The 19092-nt window shown below is 57.2% G+C and carries 14 protein-coding genes; 10 read left to right on the forward strand and 4 right to left on the reverse strand.

Annotated elements, in window-relative coordinates; all coding sequences use genetic code 11:
* Positions 1-209: 209 nt before the first annotated feature.
* The 5 genes from agaB (at position 210) to HII33_RS00645 (ending at position 4529) form a co-directional block, all read left to right on the forward strand.
* Positions 210-1430, forward strand: coding sequence for a PTS galactosamine transporter subunit IIB (gene agaB / locus HII33_RS00625; protein ID WP_179393863.1), 1221 nt, complete (start codon positions 210-212; stop codon positions 1428-1430).
* Positions 1431-1569: 139 nt separating this feature from the next.
* Positions 1570-2376, forward strand: coding sequence for a PTS galactosamine transporter subunit IIC (gene agaC / locus HII33_RS00630; protein ID WP_179393864.1), 807 nt, complete (start codon positions 1570-1572; stop codon positions 2374-2376).
* Positions 2366-3178, forward strand: a complete 813-nt coding sequence (gene agaD, locus HII33_RS00635; protein WP_179393865.1) for a PTS galactosamine transporter subunit IID — start codon at positions 2366-2368, stop codon at positions 3176-3178. The genes agaC and agaD overlap by 11 nt, the downstream gene beginning before the upstream one ends.
* A gap of 15 nt (positions 3179-3193) precedes the next feature.
* On the forward strand, positions 3194-3619 hold the full coding sequence (locus tag HII33_RS00640) for a PTS sugar transporter subunit IIA domain-containing protein (RefSeq protein WP_246287248.1): 426 nt from the start codon (positions 3194-3196) through the stop codon (positions 3617-3619).
* 64 nt (positions 3620-3683) lie between these two features.
* Complete coding sequence (locus HII33_RS00645) at positions 3684-4529, forward strand: Cof-type HAD-IIB family hydrolase (protein ID WP_179393866.1); 846 nt, start codon at positions 3684-3686, stop codon at positions 4527-4529.
* 74 nt (positions 4530-4603) lie between these two features.
* On the opposite strand, the gene HII33_RS00650 is transcribed toward HII33_RS00645, so the two are convergent.
* From HII33_RS00650 to HII33_RS00660, 3 genes are all read right to left on the reverse strand, one after another.
* Entirely contained in the window at positions 4604-6397 is a 1794-nt protein-coding gene (locus HII33_RS00650) for a flavocytochrome c (RefSeq protein ID WP_179393867.1), read from the reverse strand.
* A gap of 354 nt (positions 6398-6751) precedes the next feature.
* Positions 6752-8953, reverse strand: coding sequence for an alpha-galactosidase (locus tag HII33_RS00655; RefSeq protein WP_179393868.1), 2202 nt, complete (start codon positions 8951-8953; stop codon positions 6752-6754).
* 16 nt (positions 8954-8969) lie between these two features.
* A complete protein-coding gene (locus tag HII33_RS00660; protein WP_179393869.1) occupies positions 8970-10499 on the reverse strand; it encodes an alpha-galactosidase in 1530 nt (509 codons plus the stop codon).
* A gap of 186 nt (positions 10500-10685) precedes the next feature.
* Between HII33_RS00660 and HII33_RS00665 the strand changes: the two genes are divergently transcribed.
* The 5 genes from HII33_RS00665 to HII33_RS00685 all read left to right on the forward strand — a co-directional run bounded on the left by HII33_RS00665 (position 10686) and on the right by HII33_RS00685 (position 17833).
* A complete protein-coding gene (locus HII33_RS00665; protein ID WP_179393870.1) occupies positions 10686-11957 on the forward strand; it encodes an ABC transporter substrate-binding protein in 1272 nt (423 codons plus the stop codon).
* An 11-nt stretch (positions 11958-11968) separates the two neighbouring features.
* Complete coding sequence (locus HII33_RS00670; protein WP_179393871.1) at positions 11969-12865, forward strand: carbohydrate ABC transporter permease; 897 nt, start codon at positions 11969-11971, stop codon at positions 12863-12865.
* A gap of 10 nt (positions 12866-12875) precedes the next feature.
* Complete coding sequence (locus tag HII33_RS00675) at positions 12876-13691, forward strand: carbohydrate ABC transporter permease (RefSeq protein ID WP_218841884.1); 816 nt, start codon at positions 12876-12878, stop codon at positions 13689-13691.
* 111 nt (positions 13692-13802) lie between these two features.
* The gene (locus HII33_RS00680; RefSeq protein ID WP_179393873.1) at positions 13803-14825 is read left to right on the forward strand and encodes a substrate-binding domain-containing protein; all 1023 of its coding nucleotides are present in this window, start codon (positions 13803-13805) and stop codon (positions 14823-14825) included.
* Positions 14826-15049: 224 nt separating this feature from the next.
* Complete coding sequence (locus tag HII33_RS00685; protein ID WP_179393874.1) at positions 15050-17833, forward strand: alpha-galactosidase; 2784 nt, start codon at positions 15050-15052, stop codon at positions 17831-17833.
* A gap of 173 nt (positions 17834-18006) precedes the next feature.
* On the opposite strand, the gene galU is transcribed toward HII33_RS00685, so the two are convergent.
* Positions 18007-18918, reverse strand: a complete 912-nt coding sequence (gene galU / locus HII33_RS00690) for a UTP--glucose-1-phosphate uridylyltransferase GalU (protein ID WP_179393875.1) — start codon at positions 18916-18918, stop codon at positions 18007-18009.
* Between the last annotated feature and the right edge of the window lie 174 nt (positions 18919-19092).

Here is a 19092-nt window from a genome sequence, read left to right on the forward strand (position 1 = left end):
AGCGCGCGCTTCTCGTGACGACGTGCGGGTGTGTTAACGGGTGCCTGTCTTATGGTCGGACGGACGTGGCACGTTTTAAAATGCCGGTTTATGGGCCTTTTTTGACGAAATACCGCGAAAAAAATTTTTTGTAAGCGTTGACAACTTGGCGGCCAGGGTCATATACTCAGGCTGTGGTTGTCATGTGGACATAACAAGCAGGTGACGTAATGAACAGACAACCATATTGGCAGTATGAGCAGATCTCTGCGGAATTGATCCGCGAGATCGACAATGGTGAGTTGGCGATCGGATCCAAGCTCCCATCGGAGAAGCAGCTATGCGACCTTTTCGATGTGAGTCGGATCACAGTGAGGAAGGCCTTGGCCGAACTCGAAGAGAAAGGTTATATCGAGAAACGGCAAGGTCAAGGTAGCTTCGTTAAGGACCGTTACAGTGGCGATGAAGAGATCAGTTTTGTGGATGTGCCGAGCACGCAATTGCGTGAGCGTGGGCATTCGCTCTACATCGAGCTACGTGAGTTCCAGATCCTGGCGGATGGACAGGAGCCCTCTATCCGTCAGATGATGCAGCTATCGGACAGCGACTATCTGTACAAGATCAGTCAGCTGTACCTCTCGGATCGCCAACCGCTGATCGATCGCACCACATATATGGCTTTCGACAGCTTCCCGATGCTCAGCGCAAAAGAGATCCAGGATAATGAGCTGATCCCGTTGTTAGCCCATCGTTATGGGCTGTCACCGGCCTTACTGGAACATTCGATCCGGACCGGCGTCGATAACATTCCGTCGCGGTTGCGGGGGTTCTTGACCGCGACGCCGCGGACCTCGTACGTCAAGGCCACGACGACCTACGTGAATCAGCACAACCATATCGCATACTTCAGCACGGCGATCGCACCGGCGAAATCTAAGGTGTTCTTCGTCAGAGACAAAGGAGAAGAGACTATGTCAGAACCACATATTTTATTAACGCGGATCGACAACCGACTCGTACATGGCCAGGTAGGCGTGACTTGGACGAAGACATTGGGGGCAAACCTGATCTTGGTGGCCAACAACGAGGCGTCTCAAGACGTGCTGCAGCAGAAGCTCATGAAGAGTACTGCGGATTCTTCAGGGGCACAGATCCGGTTCTTCACGCTACAAAAAACAATCGATATCATCAGCAAGGCGGCAGACCGTCAGAAGATCTTCATCGTGGTCAAGACACCTGCCGACGTTGCCGCACTGGTCGAAGGTGGCGTGCCGATCAAGGAAGTCAATGTGGGCAATATGCACTTCGCACCCGGCAAAGAAGAGGTGACGAAGAAGGTCTACGTGGATCAACAGGACAAGGACGACCTGATGCGGTTAGTCCGCGCCGGTGTCGATGTCTACATCCAAGACGTGCCAGGGGACCGGAAGACACAAGTGAACTTTGATTGAGGGTACGGACTCGCAATGCGGGCGCCTCTCGCAATACTCAGCATGTCAAGCCCAACTCTGGGCGCATGTATTGAGTTGGGGATATCCGTCCCGCTAGACCCGCGAGTCCTGCTCTGGTTTTCCTGAGGAGGGAAGAATAATGGCAATCACCTTAGCACAAGGGCTGATGCTCGGGATTTTCGCGATTTTCGCGGGATTGGATTCCTGGCTTGAAGTCCTGTACATCTTCCGACCGATCATTTCGTGTACGGTCGCGGGTCTTATTCTAGGCGATTTGCAAATGGGAATCATCGCCGGTGGGCTGACTGAATTAGCCTTCGCCGGGTTGACACCAGCGGGTGGCACGCAGCCACCTAACCCTGCGGTGTGCGGGATCATGACGGTTGTGATCGCCCACACGACAGGGGTCGCCCCAGCAACGGCAATGTCGTTATCATTGCCGTTCGCGATGTTGATGCAATACATTCTGTTAATGTTCTATTCGATTTTCACGGTCTTCATGCCAGGGATGGATAAGGCAGCTGAACAGGCCGACACCAAGAAGTTCGGTCGCTACGCCTACTTGATGATGGCGATTGTCTGCGCCGCTTTCTTCATCGTGATCTTCCTCTCTGCATACGCGGCTCAGTCGCCGATGCAGGCGCTGGTCGAAGCGATGCCAGCCTGGCTGATCCATGGGTTCGAACTGGCCGGCGCGGCGCTTCCTGCTGTCGGGTTCGCGATGTTGCTGAAGGTCCTGCTACGACTCGAATACTTGCCGTTCTTATTGCTCGGCTTCGTGGTCGCCTCGTTCATCAACTATAGCAACGTACTGCCTGCAGCGGTGATCGGCGTCGTCTTCGCCATGATCGAGTTCTTCCGGGACAAGAAGAACAAGAAGCTGCAAGAGCAGATCGAAGAACTGAAGCAAAACGGTGTAAGCGGAGGTGAAGAAGATGGCATCTGATGAGATCAAAACAACGCCGCAAGCGCCGGCTAAGAAGCTGACCAGTCACGATATCACTGTATTGGGGATCCGCTCCTCACTCCTACAGGCGGCGTTCTCCTATGAGCGGATGCAAGCCGGTGGCTGGGCGTGGGCACAAGTGCCGGCATGGAAAAAGATCTTCGGTGACGACAAGAAGGGCTTGTCTGAGGCGATGACCGACAACATGGAATTCATCAACACTTCGCCACCGCTGGTCTCAATCCTGATGGGACTGTTGACCAGCATGGAAGAGAAGCATGTCAACCGGCAGACGATCCGCGGGCTGAAGAACGGCTTGTTCGGGCCAATGGCAGGGATCGGGGATGCGATCTACTGGTTCACCCTGATGCCAATCGTCGGCGGGATCGCCGCATCCTTTGCCGCTAAGGGCAACTTGCTCGGTCCGATCTTGTTCTTCCTCGTGTACCTGGCGGTGTTCCTCTGTCGTATTCCGTTCGCACACCTAGGTTATAACCTGGGGACGAAGGCGATCGATGTGATCCAGGAGAACTCCGACATTATCGCGCGGGTAGCAACGATCATGGGCCTGACGGTGATCGGGGCGCTGATCAGCTCCTATGTCTCACTGTCTTTGAAGGTCAAGATCGGTAGCGTTGCCTTGCAGAAGGATTTCTTGGACAAAGTGTTCCCGAATATTTTGCCACTGGCGTTCACCTTCTTCCTGTTCTGGTTACTCAAGAAGAAGAAGGTCTCCCCGATCGTGCTGATTGCAGTCGTCTTTGTCCTCTGCATCGTCTGCTCGTTCTTCGGGATTATGTAAGGAGGTTCGACAGATTTGGCCCAATATTCAACTATTGTGACGGGACACGGCCACTTCGCCACGGGGATGCAGAGTGCGCTGGAGCTACTTGCAGGTCCACAAGCGACGATCCAGTTCATCGACTTTGAAGACGGTATGAGCGAAGACACGCTGGGGGTGCGGTTGGCCGCTGCGGTGGCCGACGCACCGACGCTGATCTTTACGGATCTAGTCGGTGGGACGCCCTACAAGGAAGCAGCCAAGCTGGCGTTTGCCCACCGCAACGTGGCCGTTGTTGCGGGTTGCAACCTCGCGTCGCTACTCGAGACGGTTTTCGGGAATTATGATTCCCTCCCGGACTACGCGAACGCACTTGTGGCGATCACGCAGCGTTCGGCGCAAGTGCTCGATCTGTCGCTTGATGAGGATACTGGCACAGACGATCTGGAAGATGGAATCTGACTGTGTAGCACTACCGGGCCTGTCGCACACTGCGGCAGGCCCGGTGTCGTCCAAGGAGGACATAATGGAATTGATCGGGATCGACCTTGATGGGACGTTACTCAATTCGCAGCAGCAGATCAGTGCGGGTAATGCCGGCGCCTTGATCAGGGCACAGGCACGCTGGTTGCCCTTCATCTGCACGGGACGCGATCCAGAAGATGTGGTGCGGTTGCTCGCGCAGGTGGGTCTAACGTTGCCGATCGTCGGGCTGAATGGCGGGATCGGCGTCAGCGGGGGCCGGATCTTATTCAGTCGACCGTTCCAGCCAGTTGCGGCGTTAGCGATCATGGCGACACTGGCAGATTATCCGGTGAAAGTGTACACGGCCACAGATCGCTTCGAGACGGTGGATTACCAGGCGCAACTGCGTACCTTATTCGATGCGATCGGGGAATCGCAATTCGGTGCGGGTCTACGCTACGAGTTGGCTTACGAGGCAGGGATCACGTCTCGCCCGCTGGCGGCAGACGCCTGCGTTCAGGCAGGTCAGGGAATTCTGAAGTTCTATTGCTTCATGCCCAACCGCGCTAAGCGTGCGGCGCTCGCGGCGGCACTTCGGCAGATCCCCCAAGTGACCGTGACGAGTTCGGGACCTGACAACCTTGAAATCTTACCTGCTGGCACGGACAAGGGGCGGGCATTTGCTGCTTTGCGCCAGCACTTTCACCTTGGCCTTGATCGAAACATCGCGATCGGGGACAGCCCTAACGATCAGGCGATGCTGAACGCGGCTGATCTTGTGATCATCATGGCCAATGCCTCGGCGGCGCTTCGCGCCCAGGCCGACTATGTGACGCTGCGCAACGATGAGGACGGCGTCGCGCACACCTTGAGATGGCTGGCGCAGGTCGAAGAGACGCTCGTGTGAGGACGATGGACAGTAAAACCCCACTCAGATCGTAATCTGAGTGGGGTTTTGTTCCGGGCGGTCACTTGTGTGGTTCAGTCCTTGGTGACCTGCGCCCCGGCGATGCGGCCGAAGACGATAATATCGCAGATCGCGTTGCCGCCGAGACGGTTAGTTCCGTGGATCCCGCCGGTGACTTCCCCAGCCGCGTAAAGGCCGGGGATGACTTGCCCTTTAGTGTCGATCGCTTGGGCGTTCGTGTTGATCTTGATGCCGCCCATGGTGTGGTGCGTGGATGGGGCGACTTTTTCGATGTAGTATGGGCCCTTGGCGATACTGGTGAACGCCGCAGACTTCTGGAAGTCGGGGTCCTTCTTAGCCTTGACGTAGCCGTTGAAGGTCTTGACCGTGTTGCTCAGCGTGGTCGCGTCGATGTCGAAGGCGTCCGCGAGGCTCTTGACGTTGTTGGTTTCGGCCAGTAAATTACTGGACTTCAAGCCGTTGAATTCCTTCTTGTAGGTCGTCGTGGTCTTGCTGAGCTTCTCGATCTCTTGACCCCAGACCAGGTAAGCGTAGTGGCCTTTTTGCGCCATGATCGCGTTACTAATGTCATCGCGGCGGCCAGATTCGTTAACGAAGCGCTTGCCGGCCTGATTGACCAGGATCGCGCCGGAAAAACGGGCATCGGCAACGTAGGAGATGATGCCGGTTTCCGGATTCGAGGTCGGGTAGGTCTGGATCTGCTTCATGTCGACTAACTGTGCGCCGATCTTCTGCGCCATAACGATCCCGTCGCCAGTTGCACCGGCGACGGCGGTGGTCTTGTAGGTCGCATCATACTTCGGGTTGTACTTCACCCGCATCGCGACGTTAGCGGCGAAGCCACCAGCGGCGTCGACGACACCCTTGGTTGCGTGGAAGGTCACGGGCTTACCCGTGTTGGTCGCGGTCACACCGGTCACTTTGCCGCTTGCGGTGGTCAGCGCCGTCGCTTTGGTGCTGGTATAGATCTTAACCCCAAGCTTTTTGGCCTTCTTTTGGAGTTTGTTGACGATCTCAGCTCCGGTCCCGCCGACGGGCACGACCGCACGTGGCACGCTGACGCCACCGAATTGAAGCAGTTCATCTTTGTGGAAACGGACGTTGACATCGGTTTTCAGCCATTCGTACGCGCTGTTGGCATTGTTGGCCAAGGTGGTAACGAGGGCTGGATCAGCGATGTTATCGCCGCCCTTCAGTGTGTCGGAGATGAACAGAGCCTTAGAGTCCTTGATGCCCTTACGTTTTTGAATATCAGAGCCAGGCACATTGAATTCACCCCCGGAGACAGCGGTATTGCCTCCAACATTCGGCTGCTTCTCCAACAAGCCGACGGTCGCGCCGTTCTCCGCAGCGGTCACGGCGGCCGCCAGACCGCCGCCACCACCACCGATCACGACAACGTCATAGGTGTAGTCGGTCTTGGCGAGGCCCTTGCTCAAAGCGATTTTCTTCTTGCTCATGAACAGACTGAGCGGGGCGCCAGACTTCTTCACCGCATTCTTGACGGCGGTCAGGTAGCCCTCAGAGGACTTCGATGCACCGGACACAGCGTCGACGTTCACTGAGTTGTGCGCCACGATCGCCTCGCGCAGTTGCTCGGAGGCCTCGATCCCCAGTCCGGCTGTTTCATGCGTCTCCACGGTTTTGACATCCGTGATCTTCTTGCCTTTGATGGTGACGGCGACCTTCAGTGTGCCGCCTTCACCCTTACTGGTCCCGACGTAAGTCCCGTCCTTCACCGTTGTCGCCTGCTTGGAGCTGGCTTGTTGGTTACCACAACCGACCATCAAGAAGAGACCGAAGACGAGCGCAACTGCGAACAGTGCGCGCTTTAAACTTTGTTTCATCATAATATTCCTCCAATCCTTATATAGCTTAACTGAATTTTTTGTGAAAATATACACAGAAACGTTCGCCATTAGGATAAGATTTTAGTGAGCGCAGGCCGATCAAATTTTTCCGTTACAATGGTGTTTCCCCCTAACGAGGCGTGAAATCGATGAGTGAAAAGGTCTGGTCTGTGAGAAATTGCTCGTGATCAAGCGATGCGAATGCAAGATCGTTCACGTGATGGCGCGCAGTGCACGGGTGTGATGAATGACAAACCGCGCCACCCGTGAGGTCGGGTGGCGCGGTGTGCTTCGCGATGCGAGGTGGGATGCCGGCAATTACCTGACGGTGTTGCGCGTGGCGCGGGCCGGTCAGGGGGCATCAGTTGCCGTCACGACATAGGTCCGTGCGTTGTTGTCGCCGTAGTAGGCAGCGGGATCGAGGTAGAAGCCGACATGCATCAGCTCACTGCCGGTGAAGACACCGGTCAAGCCGGAGACGGTGTAATGCTGGTCGGCAGCCAGCCCCTTGAAGCGGACGACGTCTAGGCGTGGATGTGCTTGGGCGTGGGTGGTGAAGATGAAGAAAATGGCTTGTGATCGCGGCGTGTCGACCATCCCCCAGCCGGTCAGCGCCCCATCGTCGAAGGGACTGTAGAGGCGGTAGAACGTCCCGAATTGGATCAGCTGCCGGTGGCGCTTGTAGAAGGCGATCTGTTCACCCAGCGTCGTCAGCTCATGGTCGGTCAGCTCGGTCAGATCCAACTCATACCCGAAGTTGGCACTCATCGCAACTGAAGCGCGCATTGAGAGCGAGGTCTGACGCCCGTTTTGGGCATTCGGAACGGCGGAGACATGGCTCCCCATGGTGACAGGGGGATAAAGCAGCGAGGTTCCGTACTGGATCCCGAGACGGTCGACGGCATCGGTATTATCGCTGGTCCAAGTTTGCGGCATGTAATAGAGCATCCCTGCATCGAAGCGGCCACCACCACCGGAGCAACTTTCAAAGAGAATGTTGGGGTAAGCGCTGGTCAAATGTTCGATCAGCTCGTACAGGCCGAGGACATAACGGTGAGCGACTTCGCCTTGCTGCTCGGGGGGCAAAGCCCGAGAGAAGACATCCGAAAGACTGCGGTTCATATCCCACTTGATGTAATCGATCGGGACGCGATCGAGCAACGTCCGCATCTCGGCTCCGATGTAGTCGCGCACTTCCTGGCGAGAGAAGTCCAGCACATATTGGCCTCTTCCGGTCAGCGGGGTGGTGTCTGGTAGGGCCAAGGCCCAGTCTGGATGCTGGCGGTAGAGGTCGGAGTCAGGTGAGACCATCTCCGGTTCGAACCAGAGCCCGAACTTCATCCCGCTGGTGTGAACTTGTTGCGCGAGCCCGGCTAACCCACCCGTAAGCTTGCCAGGGAACTCGAACCAATCGCCAAGGGAGCTCCTGTCATTGGCACGGTGGCCGAACCAGCCGTCATCGAGGACGAATATCTCGATCCCCAGACGAGCCGCCTGCTGAATGATCGGTGTGAGGCGCTCGGTCGTGAAGTCGAAGTAGGTGGCTTCCCAGTTGTTGATCAGGATCGGCCGGACTTCGTGCGTGTGGCGACTGGTCATCAGGTGATCGAGGAAGAGACGGTGATAGGCCTGTGACATGGCATTCAAGCCAGTGCTGGAGTAAGCCAAGACCGCTTCTGGGGTCTGAAAACTAGCTTGCGGTTGAAGCTGCCAGCTGAAGTGTTCAGGGTTGATCCCGGCTTGTAGGCGCACCGATCCGAATTGATCCTCTTCGACGGTCATCTGGTGATTGCCGCTATAAATGAGCGTCAGGCCAATGGCCTCGCCTTGGTCTTCGGTGGTTGTCGGGTGGGTCAATGCGAGGAACGGATTGTGTTGGTGCGAGCTGGTGCCTCGGGTGCTGCCGAGGCTGAAGGTTCCGGGGGTGACGCGCTGGCGCGTGATCTGTCGTTCTCGGCCCCAACTTCCGTCTAGGTGTAAGACTTCCCAGTCATCGAGCGGTAGATCGAGGCTGGCGCTGAGCGCCTTGGTCAGGGTGACTGGCTGTGTGCCGTTGTTCTGGATTTCGGCGCTGCGGGTGATCACCGGGAGCGACTGGAAGAGGCTGTATTGGACCTTGACGACCAGCCCGCTGGTCGGATCCTCTAGATCGATCGTGAGCGTCTCAGCGGCGTCTTGGTCGGTCGCAAAGGTCGCCGGTAGTCCGGGCAAGGCGGGTTTGCCAGCGCTGATCTGATGCGTCCGATAGTGGAGATCGACATACTGGCCGCCGTCTGCCCGGCGGACATCGACGGCAGGACTGCGGTAATCCCCCAGTCCACAAGGGTACTCCTGCGGCTGGGTGTCCAGTGAGTAACCACGCGTCGTTGCGGGCGCGTAATTCGGGGCAAAACTGCGGTCGAGCATCGGGTAGCGGCGGAGGCCGTTGATCTCCGCCACGGCTTGGCCAAAGTAGACGTGGGTCAACACGTCATAGGCCGTGATCTGAAGGACATAGCTGATCAGGCCGTTGGTGAGGTGGAACGTCTGGGTGGTTGGCTCATAAGTGATCAAAGGGGGCCTCCTAAACTTAGTGAGTGTCTGCGAGGGTGAACGCACTGACTGCATGCGGGGCAAGCTCAAGGGTCAAGCGAGGACCGTCGAGCGTGAAATTCGTCTGGTCCCACAGCTCGACGAGGGGTTGGCCGTGATAGGTGAAGGCCTGCTGTTCGATCGTGGCCGGGAGCGTGGCGAGGTCGAAGGTAAAGCGGACCGGCCAATCGCCCCGGTTGAAGAAGCATAGCGCGGCCTCGCCAGTTGACAGGTACTTGGCGAGGACATCGACCCGGTCGCGACTCGCAAGCAACTGAGCTGGTAGGTGCGGGGTGGTCTGGTTGACGCGAATGACTGCGGGGTTCGTGACGGTCGTCAACCAATCATTATCCTCGCGCCAGTTGCGAATATCATTGCCGAGGACCAGAGGCGCAGAGAGAAACGCCCACAGCGTGAAATGGGCCCGGTTCTCGTCGGGCGTTAGGACACCGTTCCCAACTTCGAGCATGTCTGGATCGGCGTAGCTTCCTGCCAGGGCGAACGGGCGGCAGGCCAGCAACTGGTCATAGCAACTCATGACAGAGGCCCAATAGTTTTGAATGTCTTCGCTGATCCGGTATGAGTTGGCGATCGAAGGGGCCCATTCCCACGGCCGGTTCCGGCCGTGTTCGCAGACGGCAAAGTTGATCCGCGGGTCAGCATCGGCTAAGGCCTGATGCATCGTCTGGTAACGCCAGATGGCATCGGAGTGGCGATCGTGGACTGGGTTGGTGAGGATGAGTGGTTGATCGGGATCTGTGAGGGTCAAACGCGTCTCGAGCCGCCCTGTCACGCTCCAGCCGCTACTCGGTGGGAAAAAGAGGTTCGTCCACCGGGCCCCGTTGTGTGCGAGCAACAATTGGCGGTGTTCTGCCCGCGTCTTGAGATAGACGATGCTGAGGTAGTAGTCCCCTGGGGCGAGCGCAGAGACCGCAAAACTGGCCGTCCCTGAATCGGCGCCCAAGCCCACGAGTGTCGGTAACCCGTCACTGGCGGTCTGGATCGATGCCTGGCCCGTCAACCTTGCGGTGGTGAGCGGGAGTTCGGTGACCTCGCCCGTCTGGCAGTGACGTAGCGACACGCCGACGAGCTGGGGACTGTGCTTCAGTAGCTGCTCGTCGGTCGTCAGGTCGATCACGTGGCAATAATCGTACTTGAGGAAGTCGATGCCCCAGGCAGCGAACGTCTGGGCGTCGCGCCGTTCGTGACCGAAACTGGCGGGGAGGTCTTCACACGTCAGCGGCCCGCATGAGCTGTACAGGCCCACTTTGAGCCCCATGTTATGGATCCGAGTGAGCAACTGTGGCCCGCTGGGGAACGTCGTGTGGTTGAATTGTAAGGCCCCACTCGCGTCGCGCTCGGAAGATTGCCAGCAGTCGTCTAGATTGATGTAGCGGTAGCCGGCGGCCGCCAGCGGTGAGGCCGCCATCGCTTGCGCGGCACTCAGAATGGTCGATTCGTCGATCGCCTGCCGAAAATGGTTCCAAGAGGACCAGCCCATGATGGGGGCGGTTGTTGTCGTGTCCAAATGATTCACCGTCCTTGTTTAGTGTACAGTTAGTCGCGCGTTAGTTTACAACTGCCAATATACACCGGATAGTAAGCGTTTGCAATTTAAACGGTGATTTTACTTTTTCAGTTGACAAGTTTGTACAGTGCACATATAGTTATCTGGTAAGATGTTGTAAGCGCTTAATTTTTGGGAGGGACGGATATGAAACACAGAGGGTTAGTTGGACTAGTTACAACTTTGGCGGCTGGCTTATTAGTCGGCTGCAGCAATTCTGGTTCCGGAAGTTCTGACACCACTAAGGACGTGACGCTTTCTTTTGCCAGCTGGGATCCCGATCAGGCCAAAGGGCTGAAGAAGATCATTGCGAAGTTTGAGGATGACAATCCACACATCAAGGTCAAGATGGAGACGACCCCGTGGGATCAATACTGGACCAAGATGGAGGCCGCAACGACCGGCGGCAACATGCCAGACATCGTGACGATGCACTCCAACGAGTCCTACAAGTACATGTCCAATGGCATGCTCCAGCCGTTAGAGGACATGGCGAAAAAGGGCGACTTTGACTTCGACAATTACAGCAAAGACGTGGCGCAACTTTATACCTACAAAAACAAGCATTATGCGATCCCGAAGGACGTGACGACAATCGGGGTCTGGTATAACAAGACATTATTCAAACAAGCAGGGGTGCCGGAACCGGATGGCAGCTGGACCTGGGCAGAATTCGAAGCGACCGCCAAAAAACTGACAGATCCGGCCAAGGGCGTGTATGGATTCGCGGTCACGTCTGATCCGGAGACGGGCTACTACAACTGGATCTACCAGAATGGCGGAAAGATCTTTGATATGACAGAGAAGAAGTCACACTTCAATGATCCTAAGACGGTCGAAGCCCTTCAATTCTACGCGGACCTCGCACTCAAAGACAAGGTTTCGCCTAATGCAGAGGTCCTGCAAGAGACTGATCAGATGAGTTTGCTTCAGTCGGGGAAGGTCGCCATGATCACCCACGGGAATTGGATGGCAAGCGCAATGGCCGCCAACAGTTACACCGCGAAGAACATTGACGTCGCCGCCTTACCAAAGGGGAAGAAACAGGCGACTGTGACCAACGGGTTGGCATGGGCCATGTCGAGCAAGACCAAGCACCCGAAGGAAGCGGAGAAGTTCCTTAAGTTCTTGGCGTCGAAGCAGGCGAACCAGATGCAGTCTGACCTGGGGATCTCGATCCCGGCGTATAACGGATTGGGTCAAGGCTGGGTCGATAAGTTCAAAGGGACGTTCGCGAATGTCGATGCCTTCGTTGACGGGCTCGACTACGGCGTGCTGCGCCCGTTCAGCGCGAATACGATCAAGAGTGAGACACTTGCGAACACCGAAGTGGGTAAGTTGATCAGTGGGAAGGAGACTGCGACTAAAGCCGCGGATACCGTCGCCAAAGGGATCGACGAAACGCTCGCTAACCAGTAACGGAGGTTCCCATGGAAAAGATACGCAGAACAAAGTATAAGAAGGACCAAGTGTTTTGGGGCTATCTTTTCATGCTCCCGACCGTTGCGGGTCTGATCATCCTCAACATCAAGCCTGCGATCGATACGATCATCATGAGCTTCAGTCGCTCAACGGGCTTCGGTAATATGACGTTCGCCGGCTGGGCGAACTATCAGAAGTTGTTTGCGGACAAAGAAGTCTGGCAGTCCTTGCTGAACACGATCCTCTACTCTGTCGTCTCGGTCCCGCTCATCGTCGTCTTCTCGATGCTGGCAGCGGTCTTGATGAATCAGAAGATCAAAGGCCTGACCTTATACCGGACGCTGTATATCTTGCCCGTGGTAGCGGCACCCACGGCCGTTGCGATGATCTGGAAGTGGCTGTTCAACTCACAATTTGGGCTGATCAATCAGTTACTGGCCAAGGTGGGGATCGGGCCGGTCAACTGGCTGGCGGATCCAAACACTGCGATATACACGGTGATCATTGTGGGGGTGTGGAGCGCAATCGGGTACAACATGATCTTGCTGATCGCGGGCTTACAGGAGATCCCCGCCGATTACTATGAGTCCGCTGAGCTCGACGGAGCCGGACCAGTTCGCCAGTTCTTCACCATTACCCTGCCGCTGGTCTCACCGACGTTGTTCTTCGTTGTGGTGACCACGATCATCAATGCCTTTCAGGTTTTCGACAGCATCTTTATGATGATCAAGTCCAGCACAGATGCGATGTACAAGACCCAATCCTTAGCGTATCTCTTCTACAAATACTCGTTCATCCTGAACGATAAAGGGTATGGATCGGCGATCGTTGTCGTGTTGTTGGTGGTCATCCTGATCATTACGGCGATCCAGTTGAAGCTGCAGAAAAAATGGGTCCACTACTAGGAGGTGCATGATGAAAAAAAACCATATGCTCGTCCATGTGATGCTCATCTTGGGTGCAGTCGTGATGGTCGTCCCGTTCGTCTGGATGATCCTCACGTCTGGAAAGACGTTGCACGAATCGATGATGATCCCGCCAACACTTTGGCCAAAGCGATTCCGGTGGGACAATTACAGCGCTGTGTGGGCCATGTTACCCTTCGCCAAGTTCTACCTCAATACGCTGCTGCTGATCGTTGGCCGGGTCTTCTTCTCGGTCGCGACGAGCGCGATGGCGGCGTATGCGGCGGCTCGGCTCAGATTCCCGGGGCGTAATCTCTTCTTCAGTCTCGTCTTGATCCAAATGATGATCCCTTCCCAGATCTTCATCACGCCGCAGTACATGCTGGCGCAGAAGCTGGGGATCCTAGACTCGACGATGGGGCTGATCCTGCCCGGATTCGTGAGCGCGTTCGGGACCTTCTTGCTCCGTCAATTCTTCTTGAAGATCCCAGCGGAGCTCGAGGAATCAGCCGTTCTCGATGGTGCCTCGATCTGGACGATCTTCTTCCGGATCATGCTGCCGCTCGTGCGCTCCGGGCTGATCGCCTTGGGGATCTTTACCGCATTGTTCGCCTTCAAAGACCTGATGTGGCCGTTGATCGCGACCACGTCGATCGAGAAAACCACCCTGTCGGCGGGGCTTGCCAATCTGCAGGGCCAGTACTCGACCAACTATCCCCAGCTGATGGCGGGATCGCTATTGGCGGTATGGCCAATGATTGTTTTATTCATGATTTTCCAAAAAAAGTTCATTCAAGGGATCGCAACTACTGGCGGAAAGCTTTAGTAGCATTGATGGGAAAAGAGCGCAAGTTTTCCTTGCGCTCTTTTTATTAACTGGCAAAATAGAGAGGAAAGTACGTAGCGTTCGATCAAATTGCGAGAGCGAGGGACTGATGTGGCAGGAATTCGAGAGGTAGCGAAACACGCGCAGGTATCCGCAACGACTGTCTCCAGATTTTTGAATGGTGATGACACGTTGCTGATCAGTGACGAGACCCGTGCCCGGATCTTGGATGCGGTCAAAGCGCTGCATTACGTCAAGCGGGCCCCTCGAGGTCGACACACGGTGCGGTTCGGCCTGTTCATTACGAAAAGTGAACGCGAGGAATTCAACGACCCCTATTTCCGTGACATTCGCAAGGGGGTGTTGGACGAGCTGGCTAAGCATAAGCTGAAAGTCGAGACGATGTTCCACATCGGCGATAAGCTGGATCCAGTCAAGGTCAAGGGGTTGGATGCACTGATCATCGTTGGGCCGCTGGAGGCGCAGTGGCTCAAGCAGATCCATCGCTTGAATCCCAACCTGGTCGTGGTCGACGACTTTACGGTCCCGGCAGACATCGATGCCGTTTTTCCAGATTTTCGAACCGCGATCGACCAAGTCATGACCAAGCTGCATCAAGCCGGTCATAGTCGGATCGCCTTTCTTGGTGGGGCATCCATGTACTGGCAGCCTAGTGGGGCCAGCGTGTCCAATCATAAGATGGATCTGCGGTACCGGGCTTACGTCGACTGGATGAGAGAACATCAGCTGGCAGATTATACCCAAGCGTTCATCGGTGAATGGGATTATGCGGATGGGGCGGCGCAGGCACAGCGCTTGTTGGCGCACTACAAGGGGGCCAAGTTGCCGAGCGCGCTGATCGTTGCCAGTGACCCGCTGGCAATCGGGGTCTATCGCGTCTTCCATGAGGCGGGCGTCCGGATTCCTGAAGACATGGCGATCGTTTCGTTCGATAACTCGGAGGCAGCCGCATTTTTGACCCCGTCACTGACGAGTGTGCAGTTGCATCCGATTGCGATCGGGCGCAGCGCGGTCCGCATGGCCATGGAACGGGTCGAACAGTCCCGGGATTACCCGCAGCACATCTTGATGTCTACGGACGTGGAATACCGCGAAAGTTTCCCGGATCGGTAACGCGACACGCCAGTCATGACGGGGCAACCGCAGCAGCGCCGGTTGACGCTGATCAGCCGGTCACGCACAAGCGCGAACGGGGTGAGCGGAACTGACTAGCCAACGGGATCGACGCCGTTCGGCCTGGTCGGCTCGGGGCGCCAGCGGTCGTCGCTGTGGGTGACGCGCGCCCTGTTTGGCCCAAGCGTGATGGGCGTGCGACAACGATGAGGAGGTGACCAGGTATGGCAACACAGCACCGGCTTGAAAATACGGCGATGACGCGAGTCTTCACGGTGGTCGATCAGCGCTTATTCCTGGGGCGTATCACGAACCACCTCAGTGGCCAGACGCTGACTCCGGCGCCGGGCTCCGAGGTGTTTTATCTCAGCTTGGGGCTGGATCGACCGGACCGAGTGGCTGCGAGTGACCTGACCGTTACTGCGGTTGAACCGGCGGCGACGGCGACGGAACAGACGTTGACGGTCAGGTTCGCCCCGTTGGTCCACCGAACGGGGACTTGGACGATCCGCTACGAGGTCCGGCTCGCCGCGACAGTGACTTATAGTCACGTGGTCATGACGTGCTCGACGCAGACGGCAGCGCTCGACTATGCGGAACTGGAGGCGTTGAAGTTACCGGCCGCGACCGCCCAGTTCGCGCGACCGTCGGACTTCGTGGTGCCTGAGACGGAATGGAACTTTCCGGCGCATGAGTTTTTGCTGGGTCAGCCGGTCTACACAGACAGTCTCTTCTGGGGGTGTGAATTCCCCGCGACAGACAACCAGATCGTGGCTGACCAGATCCACTTGCGCTACCAACCTGGGCAAAGCTTTGCGGCACGGCGGCAAAGTGAGCGGCTGACTGCTGAAGGCGCATGGCAAAGTCCAGACTTCGTCATGGGGGTCGCACCACGGGCAGAACAGGCAAGTCTGCAGGCGGCCCTACTGGCCTACCTGGCACCGCGCATGCCGGCGACGCCGCTGCGGTGTCAGTATAACTCGTGGTACGACGACCGCATGGGCGTGACCAGTGACCGGGCGATGAGGCTGTTCGAGCAGGCGCACCGGGCTTTGGCAGACGCAGGCGTGCCGCCGTTGGATGCTTATGTCGTCGATGATGGCTGGAACAATTACAACGATCCTGACTTCACTGGGATCGACGTGGCACGTTCTGGACGCACGTTCAATCAGACGGGCTTTTGGAGTTTTAACGACAAGTTTCCCGATGAGTTGTATCCGACAAGTGCGCTGGCCAAGCGATTTGGCGCGACGTTTGGATTGTGGCTGGGCCCGCAAGGTGGGTATGAACTCAATGCGACCTTCGCACAGTTCCTAGAACAGGCGGGCACTGGGTACCTCAATCGTCAAGCGGCTTCGGGCGCGGCGCTCGATGTTGCCGCGCGGCGGTACACCAAGCGGCTCAAGGCACTGTTCTTGGACTATCAGGCGCGGTTTGAGATCCATTACTGGAAGCTCGATGGCTTCGCGTCGCGTCCAGGCACTGACCCCGACCACGACCATCCCGTCGGGGGACCAGCGGGGGCATACGCGACGACCGCGTTGTGGGAAGACTGGCGGGACATTTTCGTCGCGATGCGTGAGGCGACACCAGACCTGTTTCTCAATGTCACGTGCTTCATCAATCCCAGTCCATGGTGGCTGCAGTATGTGAACACCATCTGGCTCCAGAACTCTGGGGACCTCGAGCAGTCGGGGAGTGGCTGCGATGCGGATCGAATGATCACGGGCCGTGATGCGATCTACTATCGTAACTTGAACGACGCGCAAGTTCAGTTCCCGTTGAGCCACTACTACAACCATGAGCCGATCTACGGGCACGCCGCACATGTGACCATGACCACGCCGGAGTTTCGTCGGTACTTGTTTGCAACGGCGGTTCGGGGCTCGCGGCTATGGGAGCTATACTTCTCACCGTCGATGATGGATCAAGAGAAGTGGCAAATCGTTGCGGATGTTTTGGCGTTTGTGCGCGAGTATCAAGAGGCCCTGGACCACGTCGTGATGATCGGCGGCGATCCCAGGGCGGGCGCAGTTTACGGCTACCAGGGATGGACGGCGACGACCGGGGTCGTATCGCTCTCCAATCCGAGTGATCAGGCCCAGGCTTATGCGGTGCCGCTGGGTGCAACGGCAGGCCAGTTCGTCCTCACGCAGTGGGAGCCGGTCGCGCAGGAGGCGCACCCTGTGGTCCAGGCGGATGAGACGATCACCGGGCGGCTTGAGCCGCATGAGACACGGCTCATGACCTTCACGAGCGCACCGGTGGTCGCGCCCAAGCTGACGGCCGCACAGGTGATGCGCAATGATCAGATCAGATTAAGGTTCGATCGGCGGGTCAGGGCCGACAACGTCTACGCGGTCGACGGTCAACCGGTGATCGCGTGTCAGCTGGGGGCCGACCGTCGAACGGTCACGCTGACGAGGGCAACGACATGCCCGATCGCCCACCCCGTACGCCTTGAGATCAATGGATTGCCGGGCTGGGAAGGCGGGCGCGTCGACCAAGTGATCGCGCTACAGGCCCACCCTGACGGGGTGATCGGCCGCTGGTCGGCGGCTGCAGACGAGGCGGTCATGCCAGGCGTTCCGACGTGGCAAGCCGAGTTTAGCTTACGCCTTGAGCTGTCAGCAGAGTTCGAACCCGGGTCGCTGGTCAGTCAATCGAATCTGCTGAGCTTAGCGGTCCGACCGGATGGCCAACTTCAGTTCACTTGTGCGGATCAGGTGCTGATCGGTACGTGGCAGGAGACCCGTGTGGTGGTGCCCGAACACGGGCGCAATGGGACGCCTGCGCACCGGGCCAGTGTGGTCTCAACGGCGGATCGTGGGCAGCTAGAATTGGGTCGTTCACATACGGTGACCGTTACCCGGGCCGCGAATCGTGCGGTGATGCTACAAGTCGACGGCGAGTTGGTCGCCAGTGGGCTGATGACGGCAGATGGTGGTGGCGAACCGTTGACCCTGAATCGCAAGAACATTGTAACGGCGACGCTGACACAAGACTGACCGGATCAGTACAGGTGCATTGTGGCGGGCGATCCGGTGCCGCAATTCGCAAGGGACGCCCACTATGCCCAGCGTGCAGGCGTCGATAAATAAAATACAGTACGTAAAAAACCGACCGCAGTTGCCAGTTGTTAGGCAAAACTGCGGTCGATTTTTGTGTGCGGGCGTGCCGGTCACTTGCCCTTGGCGGCTTTCTTCTCGTCTTCGGCCTTCAGCTGGGCAGCCAGCTTCAACAGGTATGGGCGCACCTCATCTTGGACCTCGGGATGGGTGAGACCGTATTCGATGGTGGTCTGCACGAAGCCGAACTTGTTGCCGACGTCATAGCGCTTGCCCGTGAATTCATGGGCGAAGACGCGCTGGGTCTTGTTCAGCTCGTCGATCGCGTCGGTCAGCTGAATCTCGTTGCCCTTGCCCGGCTTCTGGTGGTCGAGGATGTCGAAGATCTCCGGGGTCAGCAGGTAGCGGCCGATGATGGCGAGGTCGGAAGGCGCCTCATCCACGGACGGCTTCTCCACGAACTTGCGCACGTTGTAGAGTCCCTTGTGCACTTCGCTTTCAGGGTCGATGACGCCGTATGCAGAGACGTCGGCGTGCGGGACCTTCTTGACGGCGAGGATCGACGCGTGGGTCTGTTCGTATTCGGTGATCAGCTGCTGGGTCAGGGGGATCTTGTCTTGCATCAGGTCGTCGCCGAGCATGACGACGAAGGGTTCACCGGCGATGAAGGACTTGGCGAGGCGCACGGCATCGCCGAGGCCATTCGGGTACGGCTGGCGCACGTAGAACAGGTTCACGCCGATGTCGGTGGTGTCGTGGACCATCTTGAGCAGGCTAGCCTTACCTTTGGCCTCGAGGTTCTGCTCCAGCTCCGGCGCGGAATCGAAGTGATCTTCGATGGAGCGTTTCTGCTTACCCTCGACGATCAGGATATCTTCGATGCCGCTGGCCTTCGCTTCCTCGACGATGAACTGGATCGTCGGCTTGTCGACGATCGGGAGCATTTCCTTGGCGAGAGCCTTGGTGGCGGGGAGGAACCGGGTCCCGAGCCCAGCTGCGGGGATGACTGCTTTTCTAACCTTCATAGATTGACGCCTCCTGTTGGTAATCTACCTCCACCATACCGTAATTGACGGCAAAAAGGTAGCGAGACGACGTAAACTTAAGTGGTTTCGATCATTTTGCTGCGCTTGCTGCGCTGTTTTACACCGAGATAAATAATCTCCCGAGTCGTCTGAATACCTGTCAAGGGCGCTTTG

Source organism: Lacticaseibacillus absianus (assembly GCF_013407595.1).
Taxonomy (GTDB): domain Bacteria; phylum Bacillota; class Bacilli; order Lactobacillales; family Lactobacillaceae; genus Lacticaseibacillus; species Lacticaseibacillus absianus.

Excerpts from the sequence above, each read along its gene's own strand:
- agaB (WP_179393863.1), top strand. The coding sequence starts at position 210 with ATGAACAGACAACCATATTGGCAGTATGAGCAGATCTCTGCGGAATTG.
- agaC (WP_179393864.1), top strand. The coding sequence starts at position 1,570 with ATGGCAATCACCTTAGCACAAGGGCTGATGCTCGGGATTTTCGCGATT.
- agaD (WP_179393865.1), top strand. The coding sequence starts at position 2,366 with ATGGCATCTGATGAGATCAAAACAACGCCGCAAGCGCCGGCTAAGAAG.
- HII33_RS00645 (WP_179393866.1), top strand. The coding sequence starts at position 3,684 with ATGGAATTGATCGGGATCGACCTTGATGGGACGTTACTCAATTCGCAG.
- HII33_RS00650 (WP_179393867.1), bottom strand. The coding sequence starts at position 6,397 with ATGAAACAAAGTTTAAAGCGCGCACTGTTCGCAGTTGCGCTCGTCTTC.
- HII33_RS00665 (WP_179393870.1), top strand. The coding sequence starts at position 10,686 with ATGAAACACAGAGGGTTAGTTGGACTAGTTACAACTTTGGCGGCTGGC.
- HII33_RS00670 (WP_179393871.1), top strand. The coding sequence starts at position 11,969 with ATGGAAAAGATACGCAGAACAAAGTATAAGAAGGACCAAGTGTTTTGG.
- HII33_RS00675 (WP_218841884.1), top strand. The coding sequence starts at position 12,876 with ATGAAAAAAAACCATATGCTCGTCCATGTGATGCTCATCTTGGGTGCA.
- HII33_RS00685 (WP_179393874.1), top strand. The coding sequence starts at position 15,050 with ATGGCAACACAGCACCGGCTTGAAAATACGGCGATGACGCGAGTCTTC.
- galU (WP_179393875.1), bottom strand. The coding sequence starts at position 18,918 with ATGAAGGTTAGAAAAGCAGTCATCCCCGCAGCTGGGCTCGGGACCCGG.